At 40.2% G+C, this 23522-nt stretch carries 20 protein-coding genes; 6 read left to right on the top strand and 14 right to left on the bottom strand.

What is annotated here, in order from left to right; all coding sequences use genetic code 11:
- The first annotated feature begins 12 nt into the window (after positions 1–12).
- The gene (locus tag HMPREF9009_RS10515) at positions 13–591 is read left to right on the top strand and encodes a Crp/Fnr family transcriptional regulator (protein ID WP_008998873.1); all 579 of its coding nucleotides are present in this window, start codon (positions 13–15) and stop codon (positions 589–591) included.
- A gap of 109 nt (positions 592–700) precedes the next feature.
- On the opposite strand, the gene HMPREF9009_RS10510 is transcribed toward HMPREF9009_RS10515, so the two are convergent.
- Genes HMPREF9009_RS10510 through HMPREF9009_RS10475 form a run of 8 tightly spaced genes read right to left on the bottom strand, consistent with a single transcriptional unit; the run spans position 701 to position 14148 of the window.
- Positions 701–3439 carry a GH92 family glycosyl hydrolase gene (locus tag HMPREF9009_RS10510; protein ID WP_008776271.1) on the bottom strand — a complete coding sequence of 913 codons (2739 nt, stop codon included), beginning with the start codon at positions 3437–3439 and terminating at the stop codon, positions 701–703.
- Between the two features lie 10 nt (positions 3440–3449).
- The gene (locus HMPREF9009_RS10505) at positions 3450–4634 is read right to left on the bottom strand and encodes an MFS transporter (protein WP_022199251.1); all 1185 of its coding nucleotides are present in this window, start codon (positions 4632–4634) and stop codon (positions 3450–3452) included.
- Between the two features lie 5 nt (positions 4635–4639).
- Complete coding sequence (locus HMPREF9009_RS10500; protein WP_004312381.1) at positions 4640–5743, bottom strand: DUF4185 domain-containing protein; 1104 nt, start codon at positions 5741–5743, stop codon at positions 4640–4642.
- A gap of 16 nt (positions 5744–5759) precedes the next feature.
- Complete coding sequence (locus HMPREF9009_RS10495; RefSeq protein WP_008998877.1) at positions 5760–7253, bottom strand: RagB/SusD family nutrient uptake outer membrane protein; 1494 nt, start codon at positions 7251–7253, stop codon at positions 5760–5762.
- A 13-nt stretch (positions 7254–7266) separates the two neighbouring features.
- The gene (locus HMPREF9009_RS10490) at positions 7267–10368 is read right to left on the bottom strand and encodes a SusC/RagA family TonB-linked outer membrane protein (protein ID WP_049702086.1); all 3102 of its coding nucleotides are present in this window, start codon (positions 10366–10368) and stop codon (positions 7267–7269) included.
- Between the two features lie 24 nt (positions 10369–10392).
- Entirely contained in the window at positions 10393–11265 is an 873-nt protein-coding gene (locus tag HMPREF9009_RS10485) for a hypothetical protein (RefSeq protein ID WP_049702085.1), read from the bottom strand.
- A gap of 21 nt (positions 11266–11286) precedes the next feature.
- Positions 11287–12387 carry an ROK family protein gene (locus tag HMPREF9009_RS10480; RefSeq protein ID WP_049702084.1) on the bottom strand — a complete coding sequence of 367 codons (1101 nt, stop codon included), beginning with the start codon at positions 12385–12387 and terminating at the stop codon, positions 11287–11289.
- 30 nt (positions 12388–12417) lie between these two features.
- The gene (locus tag HMPREF9009_RS10475; protein WP_049702340.1) at positions 12418–14148 is read right to left on the bottom strand and encodes a class I mannose-6-phosphate isomerase; all 1731 of its coding nucleotides are present in this window, start codon (positions 14146–14148) and stop codon (positions 12418–12420) included.
- Positions 14149–14290: 142 nt separating this feature from the next.
- Between HMPREF9009_RS10475 and HMPREF9009_RS10470 the strand changes: the two genes are divergently transcribed.
- Positions 14291–15019 (top strand): GntR family transcriptional regulator, encoded by a 729-nt coding sequence (locus HMPREF9009_RS10470; RefSeq protein WP_008024915.1) that lies wholly within the window; start codon positions 14291–14293, stop codon positions 15017–15019.
- Positions 15020–15135: 116 nt separating this feature from the next.
- Here the strand turns inward: HMPREF9009_RS10470 and HMPREF9009_RS10465 are convergent, their stop codons facing one another.
- Positions 15136–15927 carry a hypothetical protein gene (locus HMPREF9009_RS10465; protein ID WP_049702083.1) on the bottom strand — a complete coding sequence of 264 codons (792 nt, stop codon included), beginning with the start codon at positions 15925–15927 and terminating at the stop codon, positions 15136–15138.
- A 608-nt stretch (positions 15928–16535) separates the two neighbouring features.
- Here HMPREF9009_RS10465 and HMPREF9009_RS10460 point away from each other — a divergent pair.
- On the top strand, positions 16536–17135 hold the full coding sequence (locus HMPREF9009_RS10460; protein WP_015531404.1) for an HU family DNA-binding protein: 600 nt from the start codon (positions 16536–16538) through the stop codon (positions 17133–17135).
- Between the two features lie 37 nt (positions 17136–17172).
- Here HMPREF9009_RS10460 and HMPREF9009_RS10455 read toward each other — a convergent pair whose 3' ends face one another.
- From HMPREF9009_RS10455 to HMPREF9009_RS10445, 3 genes are read right to left on the bottom strand one after another with little or no spacing between them, the layout of a single operon-like run.
- Complete coding sequence (locus HMPREF9009_RS10455) at positions 17173–17376, bottom strand: DUF3791 domain-containing protein (RefSeq protein ID WP_049702082.1); 204 nt, start codon at positions 17374–17376, stop codon at positions 17173–17175.
- Positions 17377–17385: 9 nt separating this feature from the next.
- Entirely contained in the window at positions 17386–17877 is a 492-nt protein-coding gene (locus HMPREF9009_RS10450) for a DUF3990 domain-containing protein (protein ID WP_049702081.1), read from the bottom strand.
- Positions 17874–18140 carry a DUF3791 domain-containing protein gene (locus tag HMPREF9009_RS10445; RefSeq protein WP_049702080.1) on the bottom strand — a complete coding sequence of 89 codons (267 nt, stop codon included), beginning with the start codon at positions 18138–18140 and terminating at the stop codon, positions 17874–17876. The genes HMPREF9009_RS10450 and HMPREF9009_RS10445 overlap by 4 nt, the downstream gene beginning before the upstream one ends.
- 329 nt (positions 18141–18469) lie before the next feature.
- Between HMPREF9009_RS10445 and HMPREF9009_RS10440 the strand changes: the two genes are divergently transcribed.
- On the top strand, positions 18470–18949 hold the full coding sequence (locus HMPREF9009_RS10440) for an HU family DNA-binding protein (RefSeq protein ID WP_004313515.1): 480 nt from the start codon (positions 18470–18472) through the stop codon (positions 18947–18949).
- Positions 18950–19091: 142 nt separating this feature from the next.
- Complete coding sequence (locus HMPREF9009_RS10435) at positions 19092–19337, top strand: DUF4248 domain-containing protein (protein ID WP_004313513.1); 246 nt, start codon at positions 19092–19094, stop codon at positions 19335–19337.
- 216 nt (positions 19338–19553) lie between these two features.
- Here HMPREF9009_RS10435 and HMPREF9009_RS10430 read toward each other — a convergent pair whose 3' ends face one another.
- Together HMPREF9009_RS10430 and HMPREF9009_RS10425 are read right to left on the bottom strand one after the other, a co-directional pair.
- A complete protein-coding gene (locus tag HMPREF9009_RS10430) occupies positions 19554–20303 on the bottom strand; it encodes a hypothetical protein (RefSeq protein WP_049702079.1) in 750 nt (249 codons plus the stop codon).
- Between the two features lie 10 nt (positions 20304–20313).
- The gene (locus HMPREF9009_RS10425) at positions 20314–21705 is read right to left on the bottom strand and encodes an MATE family efflux transporter (RefSeq protein ID WP_008024957.1); all 1392 of its coding nucleotides are present in this window, start codon (positions 21703–21705) and stop codon (positions 20314–20316) included.
- A 75-nt stretch (positions 21706–21780) separates the two neighbouring features.
- Between HMPREF9009_RS10425 and lysS the strand changes: the two genes are divergently transcribed.
- Positions 21781–23508 (top strand): lysine--tRNA ligase, encoded by a 1728-nt coding sequence (gene lysS / locus HMPREF9009_RS10420; RefSeq protein ID WP_049702077.1) that lies wholly within the window; start codon positions 21781–21783, stop codon positions 23506–23508.
- The last annotated feature ends 14 nt before the right edge of the window (positions 23509–23522 follow it).

Here is a 23522-nt window from a genome sequence, read left to right as displayed (position 1 = left end):
TATCTTTGCAATATGAGAACATTCATTGAAAAACTTTGCGATAGATACAAGGTATCAGAAACCGATGTACAGTCTCTACTGAACTGTATGGAAGAGGTACATTTCAAAAAGAGAGATTTAATAGTACGCGAGGGGACAAAGAACTGTAATCTTTATTTTATCAAGACAGGAATATGGCGAGCCTATTATCATAAAGACGGAGTGGATACTACCATCTGGTTTGCTTCAGACGGAGAAGCTGCTTTCTCCGTCTGGGGCTATGTAGATAATGCCTACTCATTAATAAATATTGAGGTCATGTGTGACAGTGTGGCCTATTGTATTTCCCGAACAGCTCTGAATCAGCTATTCGCCTCATCCATCGGACTCGCTAATTTGGGGCTCCGCCTCATGGATCATCAGTTTCTTCAACAGGAGAACTGGCTTATCAGCTCGGGAAGCCCACGGGCTAAAGAACGCTATCTCAACCTTATCAAAGAGACTCCGGAATTATTGCAATATGTACCTTTAAAACATATTGCGTCTTACTTGTGGATAACTCCGCAGTCGCTAAGTAGGATTCGGGCGAAGATAGCATCTTCTTCTCTTTAATAGACGCCTCTAAAAGAAGTGGTTCTGTCAACATGATTAGTTATAACAGAACCACTACTCGGCATTATTCCAATCACTTAATAGAGAAATAACAACTGTTTTATTTCAATTATAAATCTGAGTCCGGAGCCAAATATTTAAGTTTTCCCCACGATTTATTGGGTTCATTGCCTAACCATAGCTCAAGCTTTCCTCCTTTCGTAAAGTCTGCATGATTAAATTGTGCATAATTCCATTCCATACCGTTCAATTGCGCACGTTGGATATAACAATTTTCAGCAGAATTATTGTGGGTAGTTATAGTAAATGTACTTCCTTCATAATAATCCCCATTCAGTTTGATTGTGATCTTATCAAAAATAGGTGAAGTAATATCGTAGTATGGAGTATCAGATTCCGTACCTGTTACACTAAATAGTCCAAGTGCCATCAATGCACTGACCCCTCCCATTTGACCTTCATCTTCATCATGACCACCGTACCCTTTATCTGGAGTAATTCCTCCATACGCACGTTCTTTTACCTGACGTACCCAATATTGTGTCAACCAAGGTTTTCCACCATAAGCAAAGATGTGTGCATTAGAACATCCGGGCTGATTAGCATAACTTACGTATCCTCCACTGTAAGCATAAACAAAATCTAAATCTCTTGCCTGCTCAAATGCGAAATTTAATTTCTCGCAAAACTTATCTGCTCCTCCCATCATCTTTACCAGCTTAGGCAGTTCATGAGACAAAGACCATGTGGCCTGCCAGGAATTCGCTTCCACCCAACCGTTTCCACTCAATGCATCCTGATGCAGCCATTCACCATTTCTCTTTTTCGGAAATACCAAGCCCAGTTCCGCATTGAATAAAGGAGTCCATGCTCGTGAGCGTTTTTCAAACATACGTGCATCCGAGTGTTTTCCCAACCTTGCAGCCATCCGGCTTGCTCCCCAATCTTGAAATGCCCATTCCAGAGTTTTACTTGCATTGTCCGGACAATAACCATGACTGATATAAAACTTTAAATCATCAGCACTCTCATAGCTCATCATTCCGCCAGGCATATGATTACGTTTTATGACATCAAATGTATGCAAAGGATCGGCTTTTTTCATAATTCCTTTCATATATGTACTTACCAGCAAGCTGGTAGCCGGACAACCGCTCATAATAAATGAATATCCACCCGAACATGCCCCACGAGGCAACAGCTTACCATTATCAGCATACTGAACTAAACAAGCAGATAAATCATCCATGACTTCGGGCCATGCCAGACCCCATAATACGTTTAAATTCCAGTGTGTCAACCAAAGCCCGTCAAAGCCATACATATTAAACTTAGGTTTTCCATCCGCCGTAAGTGGAAGACGACGTACCTTCATAGGTTCAGACGTACGTTTATTGACGTATTTATTTCCGGCATAATCCGGATAATAGCCATTCACATCATTTATTTTATGTCGCCCTAGCAATACATGCCAAAGGTCAGTGTAGAATTTGATGCGTTGAGCATCCGTACCACCTTCAACAGCTATACGTCCTAAAGCCTCATTCCAGACAGAACGGGTTTCTTTACATACCTTGTCAAAATCCCAATGGTTCAGTTCCGCATCCATATTGGCTATTGCATTGTCTACGCTTGTATATGAGAATGCCATTTTAAAAAGCAACTCTTCAGCATTCAATTGTCCAAAGTTCAAAACCATACCGGCAGCATTCCCCGCAATAGCCTCAACATCGGGCAAGACACCTTTCTCATTCCATCCGTCAATGCTTTTTATGGGACGGTTACAATCTAGTACAAAGCTTATTTTTATGCTGTCAGGACCACCCCAAAAGCGTTCTGTCGTGAAAAATTCTCCTACAACACGTGTATTGCTGACACGCAGTAAGGTAGCTTTATCCATAGAGCAATTCCCTAAAACACTACCTACATCCACCAATAATTTGGCATTTACATTTTCGGTATAATTCAAACGGTAGAATGTAGCCCGCTCTGTTGCCGTATACTCCACCCAAGTCTTATACCGGTCCAAATACAGACGATGATAGCCTGGCTGAATTATTTCACTTTCATGTTTAAAAGGTGATTTCCATCCTGCCATACCTTCAGTAGGATTTATTTCCCCTACAACCGGCATAATGTTCGGACCGGAAATCATCCATTCATTTATTTGAGAGAATCCTAAGATATCCGGAAAATTATAATTATATCCGCCACCTCCCTGATTTTTATTGCGGGTGAAAGCATGAGCAGCCACCATACCAAAGGGACGTCCGCCCGGAGTACAGAAAAACCACCGTCCCCGGGTAGTTTCAATATAAGGGTCAACCCACTCTACATAGTCAGTTTGATTACCATGTGCGGCAAAAACTTCGATTTCAGACAACCCCAAATTCTTTCCATTCCCATCTGTTGCCTCAAAACGAATCCATTTCACCTTTTTCTTAGGGAAAGAGATACTTTTCGGGCTTCCATCATTGGGAATAGCTGTTACACTAAGCTGAGATCCATCACTGAAATGAAGAGTTCCACCGGCAAGGTGTTCAGCAAGAGATACCCGGTCATACAGCACCACTCGATCCACACACACTTCTTCATCCCATTCCAACTGTGCCCACGGGGTATACATGACTCCCCACGATGTAACACTTCCCTTGCAAGCCCACTCGCCCTTATCATCATACATTATTTTACCGTCAACCAGGTTGTCGGCAGCATAATTCTCATTCAACACATTAGATACCGTGACATGCGCCCGTGGGGCTATATTATCTTGTGCTGCCTGAAGTACAAGAATATTGCTGCACCATATAGCAGCTACTAGCAATCCTTTTATTATGTTTTGATTCATCATTATATTTTTATTTATTATATGTCTGCTCTCCACATTTCCGTTCTCCTACCGCAAAAGCACAATAGGTGAGATACAACACACAAAGTAAAATGACAATAACTCCAGCCGTAATTCCGGCGTTATCTATTGCAAACCCAATAACAGGAGTTACCACTCCCCCTCCGGCTACAGCCGTCAGCATTAACCCGGAAATCTGATTCATTTTTGTGGGACACTCTTGAAATGCCATCGAGTAAATAATAGAAAATACAGACGAAGCAAAAAAGCCAATTCCGCCAATACATAATAGACTAACAGCGGGATTCTGAACACTAATCAATAATACAAGCATCATGATACATGCCAGAATATTGACTTTGAAATAGCGGGCACCTGCAATGCGGGTCAGCAAGAAAGCACCGAGAAGAGCACCAACCGTTCTACTAAAGAAATATACTTGTGGAGCAAACTTCACTTGTTCCGCAGTCCAATCATACCGGATGCTCATTAATTTTGAACTGACATAATTTGTAGCGACATCCACACCTACAATAAAGAATATTCCCCAAAAAAGAATGAGTATGGTTCTATTTTTCAGCAGGTTGAAAGAATCAGAAACAGATACTTTACTCTCTTCCACCTGCTCTCTCCGAATGGGAGTAAACGTCAACCATAAAGCAAAGAATAATGTAATAGCGCCTAAAATGGGGAAACAATAATACCATTTATCATCACCAAAATGCAGGGTAGCAAATAATACAATTTCAGGACCTACCAACGAAGAGACAGCCTTGATAACCTGTCCGGCCGTCAGACTGCTAGTCAATAGCCGAGGGCTGGAAATAACATTATTCAATAACGGATTTAAAGAGATCTGTAATATGGCGTTCCCTATACCTAGCAAAACATACGCAATAACACATGTTACACTACTGTAGACCAACAATGGCAAAAACATCCCAACAACTGTTACCGCCATACTGGCGAGTACTGTATTTTTCCGTCCGTATTTACTCATTCTGTTACCAACAGGAATCCCTAAAAATAGAAACCAGATAAATACCATTGAAGGAACAAAACCTGTCATAGTTGGAGACCAATTAAAGCTCTTCTGCATATAGTCGGATGAAATACCGACTATATCACAGAATCCCATAACAAAAAAAGCGGCAAGCACGGGAATGGCTTTCAAATAAGAGTTATTCTTTACCATAACTATCACTTTAATATATGATCTACGGGTACCCAGAAGAAACGAGGCTGGTACAATGATGCCTTCTCAAATACCTTCTTCAAATCATAGGTATTAACGTTATAACACATCAATATTTTATCATTTTTCATGTATTGAGGATGTACCATTGTATTATAAGTCATCATACTGTCTTTTTCAAAATTAGGTTCATCGACCGTATAGAGCAATTTCTCATGACTAAATGCACCTTCAGGGCTGTCGGCAATATAGGAATAAATTTCTTTGGCATTTCCCGAACGATTTTGGGAAACCAACACAATTTTTTCATTTAGACTAAATACATTGAATTGCTCAGAGATATTTTTCTGAAGTCCTTCAAGTTTCGCTGTTTTAGTAGCATCCGCCTGCCAGCTAGCCCCATCCCAATACACAAAGTTCGCCAGCTTATTATCAACCAATTCAGCCTTCGCCACATGAACAACTGCCTTTGCTCCTGTCGAGTCCGACTTTGTTCCGTAAATGTAGATTGCATTTTGATAAGGCATCACTGCATGTCCATAGTGTACACCATTCTGATTGGCAGCAGGGATATTCATCTTATCAATGATCTTCATGGTTTTCACATCCAGACGAAAATAGTCACAACACATATATTCAAAACCAAAAGATCCCTCACCCACTTTCCTGAACTTGGACATGAACAAATGAAGAATACCATCTTTCACAAATCCATCTCCAGGCCAATACCAACGGGGTGAATCCCCATCCTGCTCTGCCAGTATATATGCAGAAGGATTCTTCAAATCACCACTATACAAGGTCTCCAGTTCTCCTTTCTCATTGATAATCGTAAAAGTGTTACCCATCACAAATTTAGAGTCTTTACTCCTTTTATCATCGACAACATCTCCAAAAAACGAGTCACCCCACATAAAAAGATTCCGTCCATCCTTCAAGTCTATTGATATAGCACCGTCACCTCCTGTCACTCCACTGCCAAGTCCAGGCATCAACCGTGTACACCACATTGAATCCAGTTCGACTTCCATCTGTGTTACAGATGACTTATTGTTGTTTTGGCAAGATACAAATAATGTACAGGCCAACAAATAGATAAACTTATTCATAATTCTATCTTTTTGGTTATTGTCCATAGCCTTCATTCTGCGTAATCATGTTTTGTGACAGGTCTATTTCTCTTTGAGGAATAGGAAATTTCACATGGTATTCTTTAGGAGTAGATTCCGGTTTGGCAGCCTTTATGATAGACACAAATTCTTGCGGTGTACACATCCTGGTCAAATCAAACCAACGATGTCCTTCCATCACAAATTCATGACGATACTCATTCAATACGGCCTTCTTAAATCCCTTATAGTCAGTAGGTACAGCCGTGGTCAGTCCGGCACGGTTCCTTACAGCATTAATTGCGATTACCGCCTCCTCATTAGCTCCTTGATTTATTTCATTCAAAGCTTCGGCTATAATCAAATACATCTCTGCTGTACGAATTGCCGGAAATATAGCCTCTGTATTATTCCCTTTAGGTTCGGCTTGACTATCCCAATACTTAAAAACATAGGGCTTATCGAAATCCTTAATGCTACCATCACTATAAGTAAAACTTCTCTTCAAAGTAACATCCAGGCGCTGGTCATTCTGCTGGTCAAAGCTATTCCATAAATCTTCGGTAGCATTTTCCCATCCTTGGGCATTGCTTACTCCGTCAAGGGCAGGCAATAAACGTACCAAAAACTGTGCACCTTTCCAACCTTCACTCAACGTTGCGCTAAAGTTTACTCCCCAGATTATTTCCGTATTAAAACGATTGGCCACTTTAAATAAATCACCGTAGTTTTCAAGCATAGGGAAATTCGGGATGACAGATTTAGCCTTGTCTACAGCAAGCTGGTAATGCTCCTGACTATGATGTTCTGCTGCATAAGTTAGATAAACCCTGGCTAACAAAGCTGATGCAGATGCAGGATAAGGTCTTCCTCCGCCAAAGCGTTCAGTGTACTTCAAATCGGTTTCAGCAGTCTTAAGATCCGAAAAGATCAATTCATAAATTGTCTCTTTGGAGGTCCGGCTAGTTGCATCTTCCTCTGCACTTTCAACATTATGTTCGCGTAAAGGAACATCACCAAACATCCGGATCAAATCAAAATACATCATTGCTCTAAAGAATTTTGCTTCGGCCACCAACTGATTTCTTAAAGTCACATCCATATCAATAGATGGAACTTTATCAATCACGACATTACAACATTTTATCGTTTGATAAAAATCTCTCCACAGCAATTCTACAGGCTGATTATATTGGTCTATTTGCATATTTTCCACCGATTGGTAGTCAATGCTGGTCTGATTAGTTTCCGAATTATCAGCAAACATATCCTGAAGAACCCAATAATCATTGTAGAAAGTACCACCATAGTTTTTATCCCATAACCCATTCGGAGCATATCCGATAATCAAATAATCATAAATAGCATTGGTGGCGGATATAGCATGCTGAGCTGTTTTATAATATCCTTCACTTGTAATATTCCCTTTAGGCACTTCGTCGAGGAAATCCGAACAAGCAGTGAACATGAATGCTCCACTCAATAAAATGCTTAATATGTATTTTTTCATAATCTATTCTTTTTTAAAAATTCATTCTTAAACCAAACTCATACGATTTAGACATCGGATAAGAACCATAATCAGCTCCCATTGAAAGATTGTCGTTAGAAAAACGACTTACCTCAGGATCATATCCGGAATAATTGGTGAACGTATAAATATTCTTTAATCCGGCAAAGATTGTAAGTCCCTCACAATAAAATTTCTGAAGGATGCTTTTGGGGAAAGTATAACTTAACGTGATATCTTTTATTCTGAGATATGAACCGTCTTCCACATAATGATCGGACAAAATAGTACCAGATGATTTAGTCGTGGCACGAGGATATTTATTAGTAGGATTCTCAGGAGTCCATCTTTCCAATGCTGCCACAGAATTATTTTTATGTCCGTCAAAACTTTCCAATGAAAACTTATTGAAGTTCACAATCTCATTACCTACCGCACCTTGCAAATAGACTGTCAGCCCAATGGATGAATGATCGCGCAGGTTATAAGTAAAGGTATTATTGAATCCGAAAGTAAAATCCGGATTAGCATTTCCCAACTCATATAAATCGTCCTCATTAATCACATTATCACCATTCTTATTGACATATTTACGATCACCATGTTTCAAGGTTTTTCCAGAGAAATATGGAATTTTAGACAAGTCTTCGCTCAATTGTGCTATTCCATCAGTTTTATATCCATAAATTGTACCGATAGGCTTACCCTCATTTATTTTAGTCCAATAGGTTACTCCCAAAATAGATGTCCCCGAAAGATTTTCCTGGCTTCCAGCTAAATCTGTAATTTCATTCTTATTGTAACCGAGAGTAAAATTCATATCCCAGCCGAATTTACCGGCAAAAGGTACTGCACCCAAAGCAAATTCAAAACCCTCATTACGCAGACTGCCAACATTCTTTACGGCTGTATCATAACCGGTATTAAACGACACAGGCATAGCAAGCAGCAAGTCGCGCGTATTTTTTCGGTAATAGTCCGCAGTTAAGGTAAGACGATTATTAAATAAACCCAAGTCAAAACCAAGATTCACCTGCGAAGTTGTTTCCCACTTCAAGTCTTGATTACTCAATGTATAAGGCACCACGCCGGTTGCCACTTCACTATTGCCAAAATAAGCTTCCGTGTTATACATTAAACCTTGCGAACTATATGGAGGAATTCCTTCATTGCCCACAATACCATAACTTACTCTCAACTTCATATTTGAAATGGCTTGTGCCTGCTTCATGAAATTCTCTTCTGAAATTCTCCATGCACCCGAGATTGAAGGGAAAAAGCCATATTTATTTCCCTTACCAAATTTTGAAGATCCGTCAATACGACCGGTCAGACTCATTAAATAACGACCACCGTAATTATAATTCACACGAGCCAGATAAGATAACATCTGCCATTCGGAGATACCCGAACTTGCAGCTTGACGCAATGCTCCTGATTGTATTGAGTTGAATCCTAAAAATCCGTCTGTAAAATCAGCTGTTGAAACTGCCGAATTTTCCGAGACAAAAGCTTGCGCCGTCATACCGGCCAAAGCGCTAATCGTATGCTTCTCAAAAGTGTTTGTATAGTTGACGGTATTCTCCCATACCCAGTTGTAACCGTCACGATTTCCTATGCTGGCATAGCCACCATTCGATTCTGCACGTTTAATCTCCCCGGGAGCAAAAGCCTGATCCTTTATATAGAAATAGTCAACACCGATACTAGTCTTAAAGGTTAGATTTTTAATTGGAACCCATTCTAAATAAGCATTAGCCAATGTCCGGAATGAAGTATTTCTATTTTTCGCTTCATAGGCATCTTGTACAGGATTACCCACATTATTAGTTGTCGTCAGATTGTTTTCATAAATATAATCTCCGGATTCATTTCTCACGGGAAGAGCCGGATTCATCTCCAATGCCCAAGAAGTGATAGAAGAAGCAAATCCTCCTTCCGAGTTTGTTACTACACCATTTGAACGGCTATAACTCAGATTCACAGATACGCCAGTCTTTAGCCATTTATTTATTTGCTGCCCCAAGTTAATGCGGAAACTTCCTTTTCCGAAATCTGAACCAATAATTATACCATCTTGCAACAGTAAATTACCGGAAACAAAATAAGTCGTTTTATCATTACCACCTGATACTGAAATATCATAGTTCTGCATAGGTGCTGTGCGGAATATCTCATCTTGCCAGTTCGTATTCAGTTTGGACAGATTATTTAACCCAGCAAAAACGGGATTTCTTTCTTCACCAGCATTGTCCGTTGCTTCATTTCCTAATTCGGCCAATTGGACTGCATTCAGCATATCCATTTTTTTAGTTACCTGCTGCAATGTGTATTTAGCTCCGATAGAGACTTTAGGCTTTCCATTTTTACCTTGTTTGGTAGTGACCAGCACAACCCCATTCGCTCCACGGGCACCATATATGGAAGTTGCAGAAGCATCTTTCAAAATTTCAATGGATTCAATATCATTGGGATTGATATTAGTCAAAGGATTAAGAGCCGGATTCTTTAAAGTCCCGGTGCTGAATGTATTTGCATCACTAATCACAGGAACACCATCAATCACATACAAAGGTTCATTATTTCCATTAATAGAACTGGTACCTCTGATTCGAATAGAAGTTCCGGCACCGGGCTGCCCCGAAGTGTTCAAAACAGCTACACCGGCTGCTCTTCCCTGAATACCCTGGTCCAAAGAAGTTATCGAAGTGGAAGACAATTGTTCTGACTTGATAGTGGAAATTGACGAAGTCAGATCACTTTTCTTCTGCACACCATATCCTACCACTACCACATCAGCCAATACTTGCATATCATCTTCCAGCACTATGTGAAATTCTCTCTTTTGTGCGGTAACTTTAACGATCTTTGTTTGGTATCCCACAAAAGAAATCTCAAGTACTGATTTGTCGGGAACAGATAATGAAAATTCTCCATCCTTATTAGAAATGGTTCCATAAGTTGAACCTTGCTGTAAAATAGTAGCTCCGATAATGGGGTCACCCATTGCATCACGAACTGTACCCTTGACGTTCAAACTTTTATTCTGTGCACTAACACTTCCCAGAATAAACATCAACAACAATAAAGTTATGCTCCTAAATAAATTATTCATGTGTTTTTATGATTAGATTGTTTATTAATAAGATCCCGGATTACAAGACGCTACAATATAGTTATCCGGATTTTGTCCCCGATAAGGAGTAAAATCTTCAGTTTTGGATACTGGCGTATAAACTTCCAACACTCTTTCATTTGAAGAATAGCCATCCCCTAGTCCTGAAAGGTCTTGATAACTTTCCAATATCATTTTACGATCCGACAACTGTAATACATTATAATGAGTCATCAAAGCTTGGGACGGTGAAAACACATTATAGTGAATGGTAGATAAAGTCTTGACAGTAGCTCCGTCCATAGTAACCTTCCATGCACAATAGGAATTTAACGTTTCCAAAGCGGCACTTGAGAATATGAATCCCCAATCAACCTGCCAAGTCAAGTCTGAATTAAACCGGTGTATATCATCTTTCAAGTCAGGAGTAGCTGTATCTTCTCCTTTAATAGTTTGTGATGCCAATACCCAGTCATATTTTAGCAATAACGGAATCTGCGCCAGCTCCACTGTTAAAACCAGATCTGCGGCATCCACCACACTGTTATTCTCATCCATTCCATAAAAGGAGTACACTAATATTCCATTTTCATCACCGGCAATAATCTCCTCAGTAAATGTATATGGAAAGCTCAATTCCCTCACATTCAATTCCTTTAAATAGGAACTGACTTCTTTTCCTTCGATACTTTTTTTAACCACAATTTTCGAAATCAAATCAGGATGAGGCAGTGACAGTTCTACAGAAACATAATCCCCAATCTTAATTTTCCCCTCCAAAGTACTTAAGGTCAGTAACCCTGTCTGTCCCTTATCATCATTTTTACACGAAATAATTAATGATGATATCATTCCTAACACAATAGAAATGAAAATGATTTTTTTAAGTGTTTTCATATGATATTTAGTTTACGAATATTACGTTAAGTCTATTTTTTGTAGCGCATAGGCATAAGCACCTCGCATAATAGAGCGGCTGGCACCTTCTTTACTACACAGTACCAAGGTCTGTTTTAATTGATGATAGGTAGTAGTCAAACGAGTACCTGGAATGACAACCTGACTATCAGATAAACTCAAAAAGCGAGCTCTTTCCGATTCATCTTCTCCATTATATACCTCCATGGAAACACATGGAAACTTATTTCCCGAAAAAGTAGTCAGTTGTGTTCTAAGTTCTGTTATCAGAGCAGGCAATATATACTTTGATGCGCCTGCAACCCCACCACCTATAACCACCAGGCCATCCACAACATTCAGCATCGAAGCGACAGCAGCACCTGCCATCATGCCAAGTTCATTAAAACTTGTGATTGCTGCATGACGGTTGCCTTCCTTTATACCTTCAGCAATGTCATAAATATCCTTTGGACTCAATGAGGCAGAGTTTTGTCCGGACAAGTCGCCATACACTCTTTTCACAGCGCGTATACTAACACTTTCTTCGGCAAGCATATCTGGATATTTCTTATTTCTCATAAGCCAGATATCCCCTCCACAACCATTATCTCCGGTCAATAAGACTTTATCTATAACAACTCCTGCGCCGAATCCCGTTCCCAATGTTATACCAATCAAATTTTTATATTCCCTGCTGCAACCAGCTAAAGATAACTCTCTGTTTATCATAGGTAATGCACCCGATAAGGCTTCACCGTAAGCAAACAGATTTCCGTCATTTTCTATAAAAACCGGAATTCCGTATTTATGCTTCAATAAAGGACCTAATGCAACACCTCCTCTGAATGAAGGAAAATTGGGCAAATCACCAATTATTCCATTCTTATAATCAGCAGGACCCGGAAAAGCAAAACTTATTGCTACCGGAGGAACTGATATAGCAGCTATTACTCTATCAAATCCCTTTACCAATACTTCCAGACATTCATCTAAATTATCAGAAACTGCCGGAAGACTTATTGGGCTTATCATTTCATTATTTCCTTGAATGGCAGAAAACACAAAATTTGTTCCTCCTGCATCCAGGGTCAAAACGACCCGTTTATCATATTCATACATATACTATTTTAGGCTTAAAAAGTTCAACTACTAAAATCTGACATACGCCTTGATAGTGACACATTCCTTATTACAGGACTTTCCATAAGGTTTTATTGTATATTCACCCACAGAAGCAGGAATGATAAATGTTTCGGCATAATGCACCACGAAAGGTTCAAAAGCATGAATAGGACTCTCAACTACGGCCTCTTCTCCCTCCAACAGATTCAGTACATTTACACTATCGTTTGTGTGATGCAACACCGGTGATGAGAAACGGTGGCGACGAGTTTCGATAAATTCATTCGGATGCAGTCCGGTACGTTCTTCTACCCAACCTTCTCCGGAAGCAACTTCCTTAAACTGATTGCGAAGGTGTTCATTCACATATTCCGTATCGCGATTCCAGTTGATAACGCATTTACCACGTTCCACATTGATTGGACGCGGTTTTCCATCCAGTCCCAAGCGTTGCCAGTCCCATAGTTTGAAAGTAAAGAGGTTCGGAGTCGAACTGATTTCAAGCACCATACTGTTGGCACCGGAACAATGAACGGTTCCTCCCGGGATCAGGAAGTGATCGTGTTTCTTCGTCGGAATCTTATTTACGTATTTTTCTGCGTCAAACACCAGTTCACCTTTTTGTGCTTTACGCAAATCGCCGATCATCGCTTCTTTGTCCACTCCTGTCTTCACTCCCAGATAAACTACGGCATCTTCTTCCGCGTCTACCATGTAGTAACTTTCATCCTGCGTGTAGTACATACCGAAGCTGTCACGGATAAATTGAGTAGTAGGATGCACCTGCAAACTCAAATTACCTCCGCCCATCGTATCCAAAAAGTCGAAACGAATAGGGAAGTCTTTTCCAAAGCGTGCCTCCACCGGTTCACCAAGCAACTCTTTACTTTTCAGCAAAACCAAATCAACCGAAGGCAGTTCAAAGCGCACTCCGTTCACTTCAAAATAAAGGCTGTTCTCTTCAGGTACACAGTCAAAGCACCAGCCGAAATTTTCGCGTTCACGATCCAGATCGCAAACCTCTTTCATCCATTGACCACCCCAGGGAGCCGGATCGAAGAAAGGAACTACCCGGAACGGTGTGTTCACCGTTGCCTCTACCCCTTTAAAGAAAGTATCCTTATCAATCATCTTCGGTGTCCCGGCCACATGGGTGTCAATCCAGAATTCTACCCTGTCAAACAATCTTTCCTTATACCTATCACATACTCTCCAATCGTTGAAATACCCTCTCTTGTATTGCAAAGAAACAGCATCGTTCCGATTGTCTATACCTAAAGCTTTTACCTCATGCCGACGGAAACGTTGTTGGATTTCCCAACGTGCCATATCCACATAAACCACCATCGCATCCTGCGGAGCAACAACGGCAGCTCCCGTACCTATGATTACAATGGTTTCTTTCGCTTCACTGATTTGCTTCCGTGCAGCAGCCACCTTGTCCGCATCCAAATAATCTTCCAGCCTCAAGTTGGTGACATAGCCGAATAATACATCTTCAGTCATGAAGCGTTCTGTCAACGTTTGAATTTCTTTTTCCGGTTTCATCAAATCACGTACATTCATCACTCTTCCGGAGAATTCTTTTGAAAAAGCATCCAGCACTTCTTCTTCATATACTCCTGTATATAAATCCACAGCCAGCACTTTTCTTGCATCCATTTTCTCTTTTAACATAGAAATGATAGAATCCCACCCCTGAACAAGCATCCCTGTCAGCTTCGTAGAAGGAAATTTATCATAATTAGCTTTTCTCATGTTTATAGCGTTTTTAAATTTTACATGTTCATACATACTTTCAATTGTGCAAATATATAGATTTTATTTTTATTCCAAACAAAACTTGGATTATTTTTTGATAAATCTTATATTTGCTGAAAATAAACCAATCAGGATAGATATGAAATTAGATCATAATAGTGATAAACCGCTTCATATTCAGGCAGAAGAGATACTAAGAAGACTCATAGAATCTGAAGAGTACAAAAACGGGAAGCTATTTCCCAACGAGGTAGAATTGTCTGAACAATTACATATTTCAAGGAACACATTGAGACAAGCTATCAACAAACTCGTGTTTGAGGGGCTTTTGGTGCGCAAGAAAGGTTACGGAACGAAGGTAGTAAAGAAAGGTATCGTAGGCGGAGTAAAGAACTGGCTTAGTTTCTCACAGGAAATGAAGATGTTAGGTATCGAGATTCGCAATTTCGAGCTGCATATCAGTTTAAAGCGTCCAACTGAAGAAATCGGCACATTCTTTGATTTAGGTTCCAGTCCCGACACTCGCTGTGTAGTGATGGAGCGCGTCAGAGGAAAAAAAGAATATCCGTTTGTTTACTTCATCTCTTATTTCAACCCCAATATTCCACTGACAGGAGAGGAAGATTATACACGCCCATTATACGAAATGCTGGAAACCCAATATAATATAGTGGTAAAAACCAGCAAAGAGGAGATTTCAGCCAGACTTGCAGGGGAATTTATTGCAGAGAAACTGGAGATAAAATCCAATGACCCTATATTAATAAGGAAAAGATTTGTTTATGATGTGAACGGAGTACCTATTGAATACAACGTCGGATACTACCGGGCAGATAGCTTTACTTATACAATAGAGGCAGAGAGATAGACAGTATGTTCATACATATATAATATAAGGAGGCTATTTTAGAAGTTGAAATCTCTATCTTTCCTTTAAAATAACCTCTTTATATCATCTCTCTTTCCATAATTATGTCCTACCCGTCATTTATTATCGAACTTACCATTAGAGCATCCGGCAAGAATCCGATCCAGACTTTCATCCACAACACCTATCATCTGAAGTTTGGATAATAAATGATAGTAGGAAGTTTTTCCTACTCCTTCTATTCTCAACAGACTTTTCCAACCTCTTCCCGATACGATTTCCAATAAGTCCTTTACCGTTCGAACATCTTGATTATACAAGATATTAGCCAACCGGGTATCAGCTACTTTACAAACAGGCAATTGAAGTATCCACTCCTCCTGCCCAACATTTATATTCTTATTATTGTCTGCCAAAGATAAAAAACGAGCATTGATAGCACGCTTTCGATAAGTAGCCAATATATCTTTCTTCAATTTCAACCCTTTAAGTATAGAATTATACATTTGTAATGTCTTCCCATAGGTAATTTGATGCCGACCAGCCACTTTCGCTACCGATTCTCCTGTAGAAATAGAATAGAAAACATTGCGGGCAACAGGGTGAAGAATCAATGCTGCCAGTTCACGAATGATTATTTCATATAGCGGTTTACAAGTCTTCTGTGTTCTCAATACATATAGTAAATCATCATATTTGGAAATGATAAAGTCCCGTTCCAGTTTCTTTTCTTCTACGATTTTGGAAAGGTAATCCGCTTCTAAACCAAGTCTTTTGTGAGCTTCCAGATAAGCGTCCAAACTCTCATCATCCAAAAACAACTGATCGTTGATTCGGGAACTCGTAATGTATCCAAGATTTGCCCAATTCTTTAGAATAGCTTCTTGAATGTCGCGTCTTTCAGACATCTGTTTTGTTGTGAGCCAATTTGACATAAAAAAAACGGAACTAGATTAATAATATCAACTAGTTCCGTACCTTTTATTATAAAAGAGTACGGAGCTGCCACAATCCCGCAAACAGGAGGTAGTAGCGGCTACCTTACTTACACGGGCAGACAGCCCGTACCCTATGAGAAGTCATAGAAGTACAGGCGTCTCCCGGCGTAAGTAAAAAAAATCCGCTACGATTTCCTGTTCACCGAGGAAACGCACAATCGCATACCACAAAGGCATGCTACGTTCCAATGACAAAGGTACAAATACTTTTCGGAAAATAACAAGAGAGAGTTATAAATGTTTAGGAAAGAAAATAAATGATGATTGTATAATTAAAGCGTATGTATATAAATAGACAGGCTTCAATTAGTTATCTTATTCATATAAGAAACCACTCTACAATTAAAGCACCTCTCTCTTACATAAACTAACTACTTTTGTAGCACACATCAATTCGTTCCACAAATATGGAACGAAACAATAACAGATGTGGAACTAAAGGGAAACAACTGTGGAACTAAAAGTCAACAGTTGTAGAACGAATTAACAGTAACTATAAAACCACTAAACATTAGTATATGAGTGCAATATATGACTTATTTGAGACTCCTAGTCCAAACAAAGAAGAGAAACAACCGCTACATGCCCGTATTGTCTCCAAAGGAACCGTAGATAAAGAAGAGTTTCTGGATCGTGTCCACAAATTTACCGGTATCAGCAGAAGTTTATTGGCAGGAGCCATGGAAGCCTTTGCCAATGAAGCACGGGATTTACTAGCCGACGGCTGGAATGTAGAAATGGGAAACTTCGGATTCTTCTCTACATCGTTGCAATGTCCGCCGGTTAAAGATAAAAAAGAAATTCGGGCAGCGTCTGTCCAAATGAAAAATATTAATTTCCGCGCAAGTCGTCCATTCAAGAAAGAAGTAGGCGACAAAATGAGGCTGCAACGAGGAGAATCTATCACACGCCCTAAGAAAAATAGTATCTCCCGTGAGACGTGTCGCGACCGCCTCAACACATACTTGGAAAATCACCTATTCATCAGCCGGACAGATTATAGCCATCTGACAGGACGAAATAAAAAAGTGGCTATTGAAGAATTAAATTCCTTTATCACTGACGGAATAATACGGAAAGAAGGGGTTGGAAAGTTGACTGTATATATAAAGGTATAAACTCTTGGAACAAGTAGAATTAAGAGTTACAACAGGATTATTGCTGTTGTAACTCAAGTATGATTTCATCAGTGATGTAGGCATCACTCAATGTTATAAGCGGGTATTGTTTATTAAGAAGCAATGCGTATACCTTACTGTTATAGAACAAGTACAATGCTTTTTCGGGAGAAATATTCAAACGCTCCGCTAATTGCATCACCACACGAGTGTATTTATTCCATACTAATACATCTATCATAAACGTAGTTTATTTTATTGTTATATATTCTTTGAAAGAGAGACACTCGTCAATAAGACGTTGATTGAGAATGCATAACTGATTGTTGGGCTGCTCAAAACGCAAACGTCCTAAAGCTACTTCTTTAGTAATCTGGTTTTCCATAAAATTTTCTATTGTGTCGAAAACCCGATCATTAGCAATACCGCCTTCCACAATGTCGTACTCCAACCATGGCTGTTTTCCTAAACGGCTACTGACAATAAATTCCAACCAGTCATTGTTATACCCGTCAAAGTGAAGCCATTTGTATCCGGATGAAGTTATCCTTTCAACATCAAGCTCGTATATGTTTACTACAGATGTGCTACCTGGATGGCGTAATGCCATGACAGCTCCCCAACGTTCAGCCTGGGCATAGATATCTGTTACATAGAATCCTTTACCAAAGTCGAGGTTTTCGCGTCCGACACCGACCAAAGGATATTCTACGGCCTGCGTACTACCATGATAGACTTTCATACAAATTCTCCTTTTTCTTTATAGTAGGCTTCCCAGTTTTCAAGAGCTTCTACCAACGTATCGGCTATGTACTCACGACTCTGGGTGTGAAGCATGTCATATCCACTTATCAGGTATTGACGGATAAGATTCAGTTTTTCCAAACGGTTATAAAGAGTAGGAGCCGGAATACCCAACTTCTGGGCGGCACTCTCAATGGCAAAAATCACAAACTCCATGACTTTGCCATCAACAATGGGGGCTGATTGGCTTGAATGTAGCATACTATACCTCTATTATCTTAGTGTAATATGTACAAATATAGTGTTTATTCTTACAACGTTCATCGTTTTTCGGCATATTTTATGATTATCAAGAACATTTGAGTATCGTGAAACTGATTGAAATACTCCCTATTTGGAAATGGCTATTAAAGCAGAAGATATAAGAACCTATAAATCAGAAGCATACAAACAAAATAAATAAAAGTGAATCAAAGTACGTACATCTAGGACCGTTAAAGCACCTCCCCGGAAAGTGCCCATAGTATCTTTGCATCGTGATCACAAAGAGAATTGATAAATAAAGTAACTAATTTAAAAAACAAAAAATTATGGCACTTAGATACGTCATTAAAAAAAGAACATTCGGCTTTGATAAAACTAAAGCTGAAAAGTATGTAGCACAAAATGTAATCACCAATACGGTGGATTTCAGAGATTTGTGCGAGGAAATCACCAAAGTCGGAATGGTCCCCAGTGGAGCGGTAAAATTTGTACTCGATGCTTTGATCGATACATTAAATCTCAACCTTAGAAAAGGCATCTCTGTTCAATTAGGAGATTTCGGATGCTTCCGTCCTGGCATGAATTGCGAAAGTCAGGATACTGAAAAAGAGGTAGATAGCGATACAATACGCAGAGTGAAAATCATTTTCACTCCGGGCTACAAATTCAAAGAGATGCTAAGTAAAGTCAGTGTTCAAAAAGCGGTAGCTTCCGATGATGGTTCCATCAGCCCGGAACAACCGGACCCCAACCCGAATCCAAACCCGGATGACGGCAAAGGAGAAGCACCGGACCCGGCAGCATAAGATTAATCATCAGCCTTTAAAAGCAGAAAAACAGTACCCGCCTACGGGCGGATACTGTTTCCCAAAGTATTCCTGTAAAAGACTTGACAACGCCTTTTTTATTTTGTATCTTTACCACATCTTAAAACATTAAAATATCAACATGAAAGAATTGCCATCAGAAGAGGAAGAAATTCCGTTTCGCATTAAAACTTATAAGAAAAAGGAATTGGCTTGTATGTACAATCCGAACATTACACCCCGTTGCGCCATACGCATATTCACCAAATGGATTAAAATAAATAAAGAACTGCTTCAGTTATTAACTGCCACAGGTTATCACCCGCGTACACGAACGTTTACTCCCCGGCAGGTACAAATCATCACCAGTATTCTGGACATTCCATAAGGATGTCCAGAATACTGGTTTTATCATTACAGCTGTCCTGCCGCTTTTAAATAAGCCACATAATCAATAGAAAAGGATTATTCGCCGATTGCGTACAATATTGATATATAATCGTCCTATTCTTATATTAAAAACGACTACCCAACACTACCTTTGTTACCAACCGATTATTTCAGGAAGATTGCATTAGTACTTCCCTGATGATGGTTGACTAGTTTAACCAGCCTTCTCTATAAGTTCCATTATCATCCGTGCAAACTCTTCAACAATCTTATGATTCTCTGATTGACTCACAACGTCCTCCTCATGAGTATCCAGCGCAAGATCTTCTTGCAATCGAAACATTTCCTCTTTTCCACACGTTATCAGTTGATCCCTTTTACACATATTCCAGGGAACGAAAGTCTTGCAGATAAAAAGTTCCATGCCGGACACCATCGTAGCCGATCCGAGCGAAATACCATCCGGACTAGTGTACCACACAGGATTCAGCAAATCTTTCATTTCTTCTTCACTCAAGAATAAATGATCGGCATTATAGTGCATAGCAGTGTTCGTTTTAAAATATCTTTTTATCAGATCTTCTCCGGTGAGTTCCAATCCCATCCGTAGAGCATATCTGCTAAAAAAATGAGGTGGATAAAAAGTCACACCGGGGAGAGAACCTTCTTTAGCCGGTAAATCGTATCGATAAACATACTTACCATGATCTGTTTCTCTAACACAAACAAGAAAACTATCAACATACTGTTTCAAACGTCGCTTACTCTTGGCGAAGAATATCAAAATCCATTTGTTCTTCCTGGGTGAAGTGACTGTAGAGAAAAGAAACATCGGAAATTTGCTTTGCCTGCGGAAATATTTTAGAGCATCCGGCATTTTTTTCCGCATGATTATGCTCACGTCCATATAATCCTTTGCTACTTCATTCGCCAATTCCTCGTAGGACATTTGTGAAGTTATCATATTTTCTTTTTTAATGTTTTAAATTACTCGATAATGAGAACTGGCGAAACTGATACCAAAGCATCGTTCCGGCAATCATACTTGCTATCAGGTCGGAAATCGGCATACTGATCCAAACTCCTAGTTGTCCGTAGAAGTGTGGAAGGATCAGCAGACAAGGTATCAGAATTAGAACCTGACGGGAGACAGACAAGAATATAGCCTTGCTTGCCATACCTATACTCTGAAAAAAGTTGGAAGTCACCATCTGAAAACCGACAATGGGAAAGAACATGACCACAATACGCAGTCCTTTAGCAGAAATACGAACCAGTTCTTCATCCGTGGTGAAAATAGAAACTGCCAAATCAGGTATCAGCATCCCCATCAAGAAACCGATAGTAGTGATAAGGGTGGCTACATAAATCGTAATTTTCAAGACTTTCGTCACACGGGGATATTGCTTGGCACCATAATTATACCCGGCAATGGGCTGCATCCCCTGATTCAATCCCATCACAATCATGACAAAAAGGAATACCAGGCGGTTGACAATTCCAAAAGCTCCAATAGCTAAATCACCTCCATACTGTTTCAACCCCTTATTAATCAAAATCACGATAAAACAAGCTGCCAGATTCATCAGAAAAGGAGCCATACCAATTGCTAAAGAATCAAACACAATCTTCTTTTTTAACCGGAAAATACCTTTATGAAAATGTAACAGTTCCTCTCTATTAGAAAATAGCTTGAACTGCCATGCCAATGCGATCACCTGTGCAGTAATGGTAGCGATTGCCGCTCCTTGTATTCCCCAACCAAAGCCATAAATAAAAACAGGGTCGAGTATTGTGTTAATCACTACCGTAGCAATCGTGGCATACATCGCCTTCTGCGGATGTCCCGCCGAACGCAGTACAGCATTCAGACCTAAATAAAGGTGGGTGACGACATTACCCAACAAGATAACAACCATATAATCGCGGGCATAACCTACCGTAGCATCACTACCACCGAAGAAATAAAGAATAGGGTCGAGAAACAACAATGTGACGACTGTAAAGGCAAGCCCGATGATAATATTCAATACCAGTACATTGCCAAGTACCCGCTGTGCGGTATCGTAATCTTTCTGTCCCAATTTCACCGAAACCAATGTAGCCGCACCTACCCCCACCAAAGAGCCGAAAGCCGCGGCAAGATTCATTAGCGGAAAGGTTAATGCCAACCCGGAGATAGCCATCGCCCCTACTCCATGACCAATGAAAATACTATCTACCATATTATAAAGAGAAGACGCCGTCATGGCGATAATTGCCGGAATGGCATACTGCATCAAAAGCTTTCCAATCTTTTCCGTACCCAACGCAGTGGGTGTCTTTTGTCCTGTCATACCTATTAGTTTGAGGGTGCAAAGATACAAAAAAGAGACGGATTACAGGATATATGAGAAAAGTTTCGTATTTTTGCCCACAAAATTGAGTTAATACGTAACGAAATGAATATATTAGAACTAAGTGAACAGGAAATTATTCGACGTAACAGTCTGAATGAGCTTCGTGCAATGGGTATTGATCCATACCCTGCAGCAGAGTATGTAACCAATGCTTTCTCTACAGATATTAAAGCTGAATTTAAAGACGACGAAGAGCCACGCCAGGTTTCCGTAGCCGGTCGTATCATGAGCCGCCGCGTGATGGGTAAAGCCTCTTTCGTTGAATTGCAGGACTCTAAAGGTCGCATCCAGGTGTATATCACCCGCGATGATATCTGTCCGGGAGAAGACAAAGAACTGTACAACGCTGTATTCAAACGCCTGCTCGACTTAGGTGACTTTATCGGTATCGAAGGTTTCGTGTTCCGCACACAAATGGGTGAAATCAGTATCCATGCAAAGAAACTGACTGTACTTGCAAAGTCTATTAAACCGTTGCCAATCGTTAAATACAAAGACGGAGTAGCTTACGACTCTTTTGAAGATCCCGAACTCCGTTATCGCCAACGCTATGTTGACCTGGTAGTAAATGACGGCATCAAAGAAACATTCCTGAAACGCGCCACTGTAGTGAAAACATTGCGCAACGTTTTGGATGAGGCTGGTTACACGGAAGTGGAAACTCCTATCCTGCAATCTATTGCCGGTGGAGCCAGTGCACGCCCGTTCATCACTCACCATAACTCATTGGATATAGACCTTTACCTACGTATCGCAACAGAGCTTTATCTGAAACGACTGATCGTAGGTGGTTTTGAAGGTGTATATGAAATAGGTAAGAACTTCCGTAACGAGGGCATGGATAAAACTCACAATCCGGAATTTACCTGTATGGAACTTTATGTTCAGTACAAGGATTACAACTGGATGATGAATTTCACCGAAAAACTGCTGGAACGTATCTGTATCGCTGTAAACGGCTGTACGGAAAGCGTTGTTGACGGAAAAACGATCAGTTTCAAAGCTCCTTACCGCCGCCTGCCTATCCTGGATGCTATCAAAGAAAAGACAGGATACGACCTGAACGGCAAGAGCGAAGAAGAAATCCGCCAAGTTTGCAAGGAACTGAAAATGGAGGAAATCGACGAGACAATGGGTAAAGGCAAGCTGATTGATGAAATCTTCGGAGAATTCTGCGAAGGTACGTATATCCAGCCAACTTTCATCACCGATTATCCGGTTGAAATGTCTCCGCTGACCAAGATGCATCGTTCTAAACCGGGACTGACCGAACGTTTCGAGTTAATGGTGAACGGTAAAGAGCTGGCTAATGCTTACTCGGAATTGAATGACCCGTTGGATCAGGAAGAACGTTTCAAAGAGCAGATGCGTTTGGCCGACAAGGGAGACGATGAAGCGATGATTATCGATCAGGACTTCTTGCGCGCTTTACAATATGGTATGCCTCCTACATCGGGTATCGGTATCGGTATCGACCGCCTGGTAATGTTAATGACCGGACAGACCACTATTCAGGAAGTATTATTCTTCCCGCAAATGCGTCCGGAAAAAGTAGTGAAAAAAGACGCTGCCGCTAAATATATGGAATTGGGAATCGCAGAAGACTGGGTTCCGGTGATCCAAAAAGCCGGTTACAACACTGTAGCTGACATGAAAGATGTCAATCCGCAGAAGTTGCACCAGGACATCTGTGGCATTAACAAGAAATATAAATTAGAACTGACCAATCCGTCGGTAAACGACGTAACTGAGTGGATACAGAAAATTTAATAAGTTCTTCATCC

Origin of the sequence: Bacteroides sp. 3_1_13 (genome assembly GCF_001185845.1) — a bacterium.
Classification (GTDB): domain Bacteria; phylum Bacteroidota; class Bacteroidia; order Bacteroidales; family Bacteroidaceae; genus Bacteroides; species Bacteroides xylanisolvens.
Note: the sequence above shows the minus strand (reverse complement) of the source record. Positions and strands in the feature narration are given on the sequence as shown.

What these genes read in the sequence shown, in the direction of transcription:
- HMPREF9009_RS10435 (WP_004313513.1), top strand. Translation starts at nt 19,092, where the DNA reads ATGAAAGAATTGCCATCAGAAGAGGAAGAAATTCCGTTTCGCATTAAA.
- HMPREF9009_RS10500 (WP_004312381.1), bottom strand. Translation starts at nt 5,743, where the DNA reads ATGAATAAGTTTATCTATTTGTTGGCCTGTACATTATTTGTATCTTGC.
- HMPREF9009_RS10480 (WP_049702084.1), bottom strand. Translation starts at nt 12,387, where the DNA reads ATGTATGAATATGATAAACGGGTCGTTTTGACCCTGGATGCAGGAGGA.
- HMPREF9009_RS10430 (WP_049702079.1), bottom strand. Translation starts at nt 20,303, where the DNA reads ATGATAACTTCACAAATGTCCTACGAGGAATTGGCGAATGAAGTAGCA.
- HMPREF9009_RS10465 (WP_049702083.1), bottom strand. Translation starts at nt 15,927, where the DNA reads ATGTCTGAAAGACGCGACATTCAAGAAGCTATTCTAAAGAATTGGGCA.
- HMPREF9009_RS10455 (WP_049702082.1), bottom strand. Translation starts at nt 17,376, where the DNA reads ATGATAGATGTATTAGTATGGAATAAATACACTCGTGTGGTGATGCAA.
- HMPREF9009_RS10505 (WP_022199251.1), bottom strand. Translation starts at nt 4,634, where the DNA reads ATGGTAAAGAATAACTCTTATTTGAAAGCCATTCCCGTGCTTGCCGCT.
- HMPREF9009_RS10515 (WP_008998873.1), top strand. Translation starts at nt 13, where the DNA reads ATGAGAACATTCATTGAAAAACTTTGCGATAGATACAAGGTATCAGAA.
- HMPREF9009_RS10470 (WP_008024915.1), top strand. Translation starts at nt 14,291, where the DNA reads ATGAAATTAGATCATAATAGTGATAAACCGCTTCATATTCAGGCAGAA.
- lysS (WP_049702077.1), top strand. Translation starts at nt 21,781, where the DNA reads ATGAATATATTAGAACTAAGTGAACAGGAAATTATTCGACGTAACAGT.
- HMPREF9009_RS10495 (WP_008998877.1), bottom strand. Translation starts at nt 7,253, where the DNA reads ATGAAAAAATACATATTAAGCATTTTATTGAGTGGAGCATTCATGTTC.
- HMPREF9009_RS10490 (WP_049702086.1), bottom strand. Translation starts at nt 10,368, where the DNA reads ATGAATAATTTATTTAGGAGCATAACTTTATTGTTGTTGATGTTTATT.
- HMPREF9009_RS10445 (WP_049702080.1), bottom strand. Translation starts at nt 18,140, where the DNA reads ATGCTACATTCAAGCCAATCAGCCCCCATTGTTGATGGCAAAGTCATG.
- HMPREF9009_RS10475 (WP_049702340.1), bottom strand. Translation starts at nt 14,148, where the DNA reads ATGAGAAAAGCTAATTATGATAAATTTCCTTCTACGAAGCTGACAGGG.
- HMPREF9009_RS10485 (WP_049702085.1), bottom strand. Translation starts at nt 11,265, where the DNA reads ATGAAAACACTTAAAAAAATCATTTTCATTTCTATTGTGTTAGGAATG.
- HMPREF9009_RS10450 (WP_049702081.1), bottom strand. Translation starts at nt 17,877, where the DNA reads ATGAAAGTCTATCATGGTAGTACGCAGGCCGTAGAATATCCTTTGGTC.
- HMPREF9009_RS10510 (WP_008776271.1), bottom strand. Translation starts at nt 3,439, where the DNA reads ATGAATCAAAACATAATAAAAGGATTGCTAGTAGCTGCTATATGGTGC.
- HMPREF9009_RS10440 (WP_004313515.1), top strand. Translation starts at nt 18,470, where the DNA reads ATGGCACTTAGATACGTCATTAAAAAAAGAACATTCGGCTTTGATAAA.
- HMPREF9009_RS10460 (WP_015531404.1), top strand. Translation starts at nt 16,536, where the DNA reads ATGAGTGCAATATATGACTTATTTGAGACTCCTAGTCCAAACAAAGAA.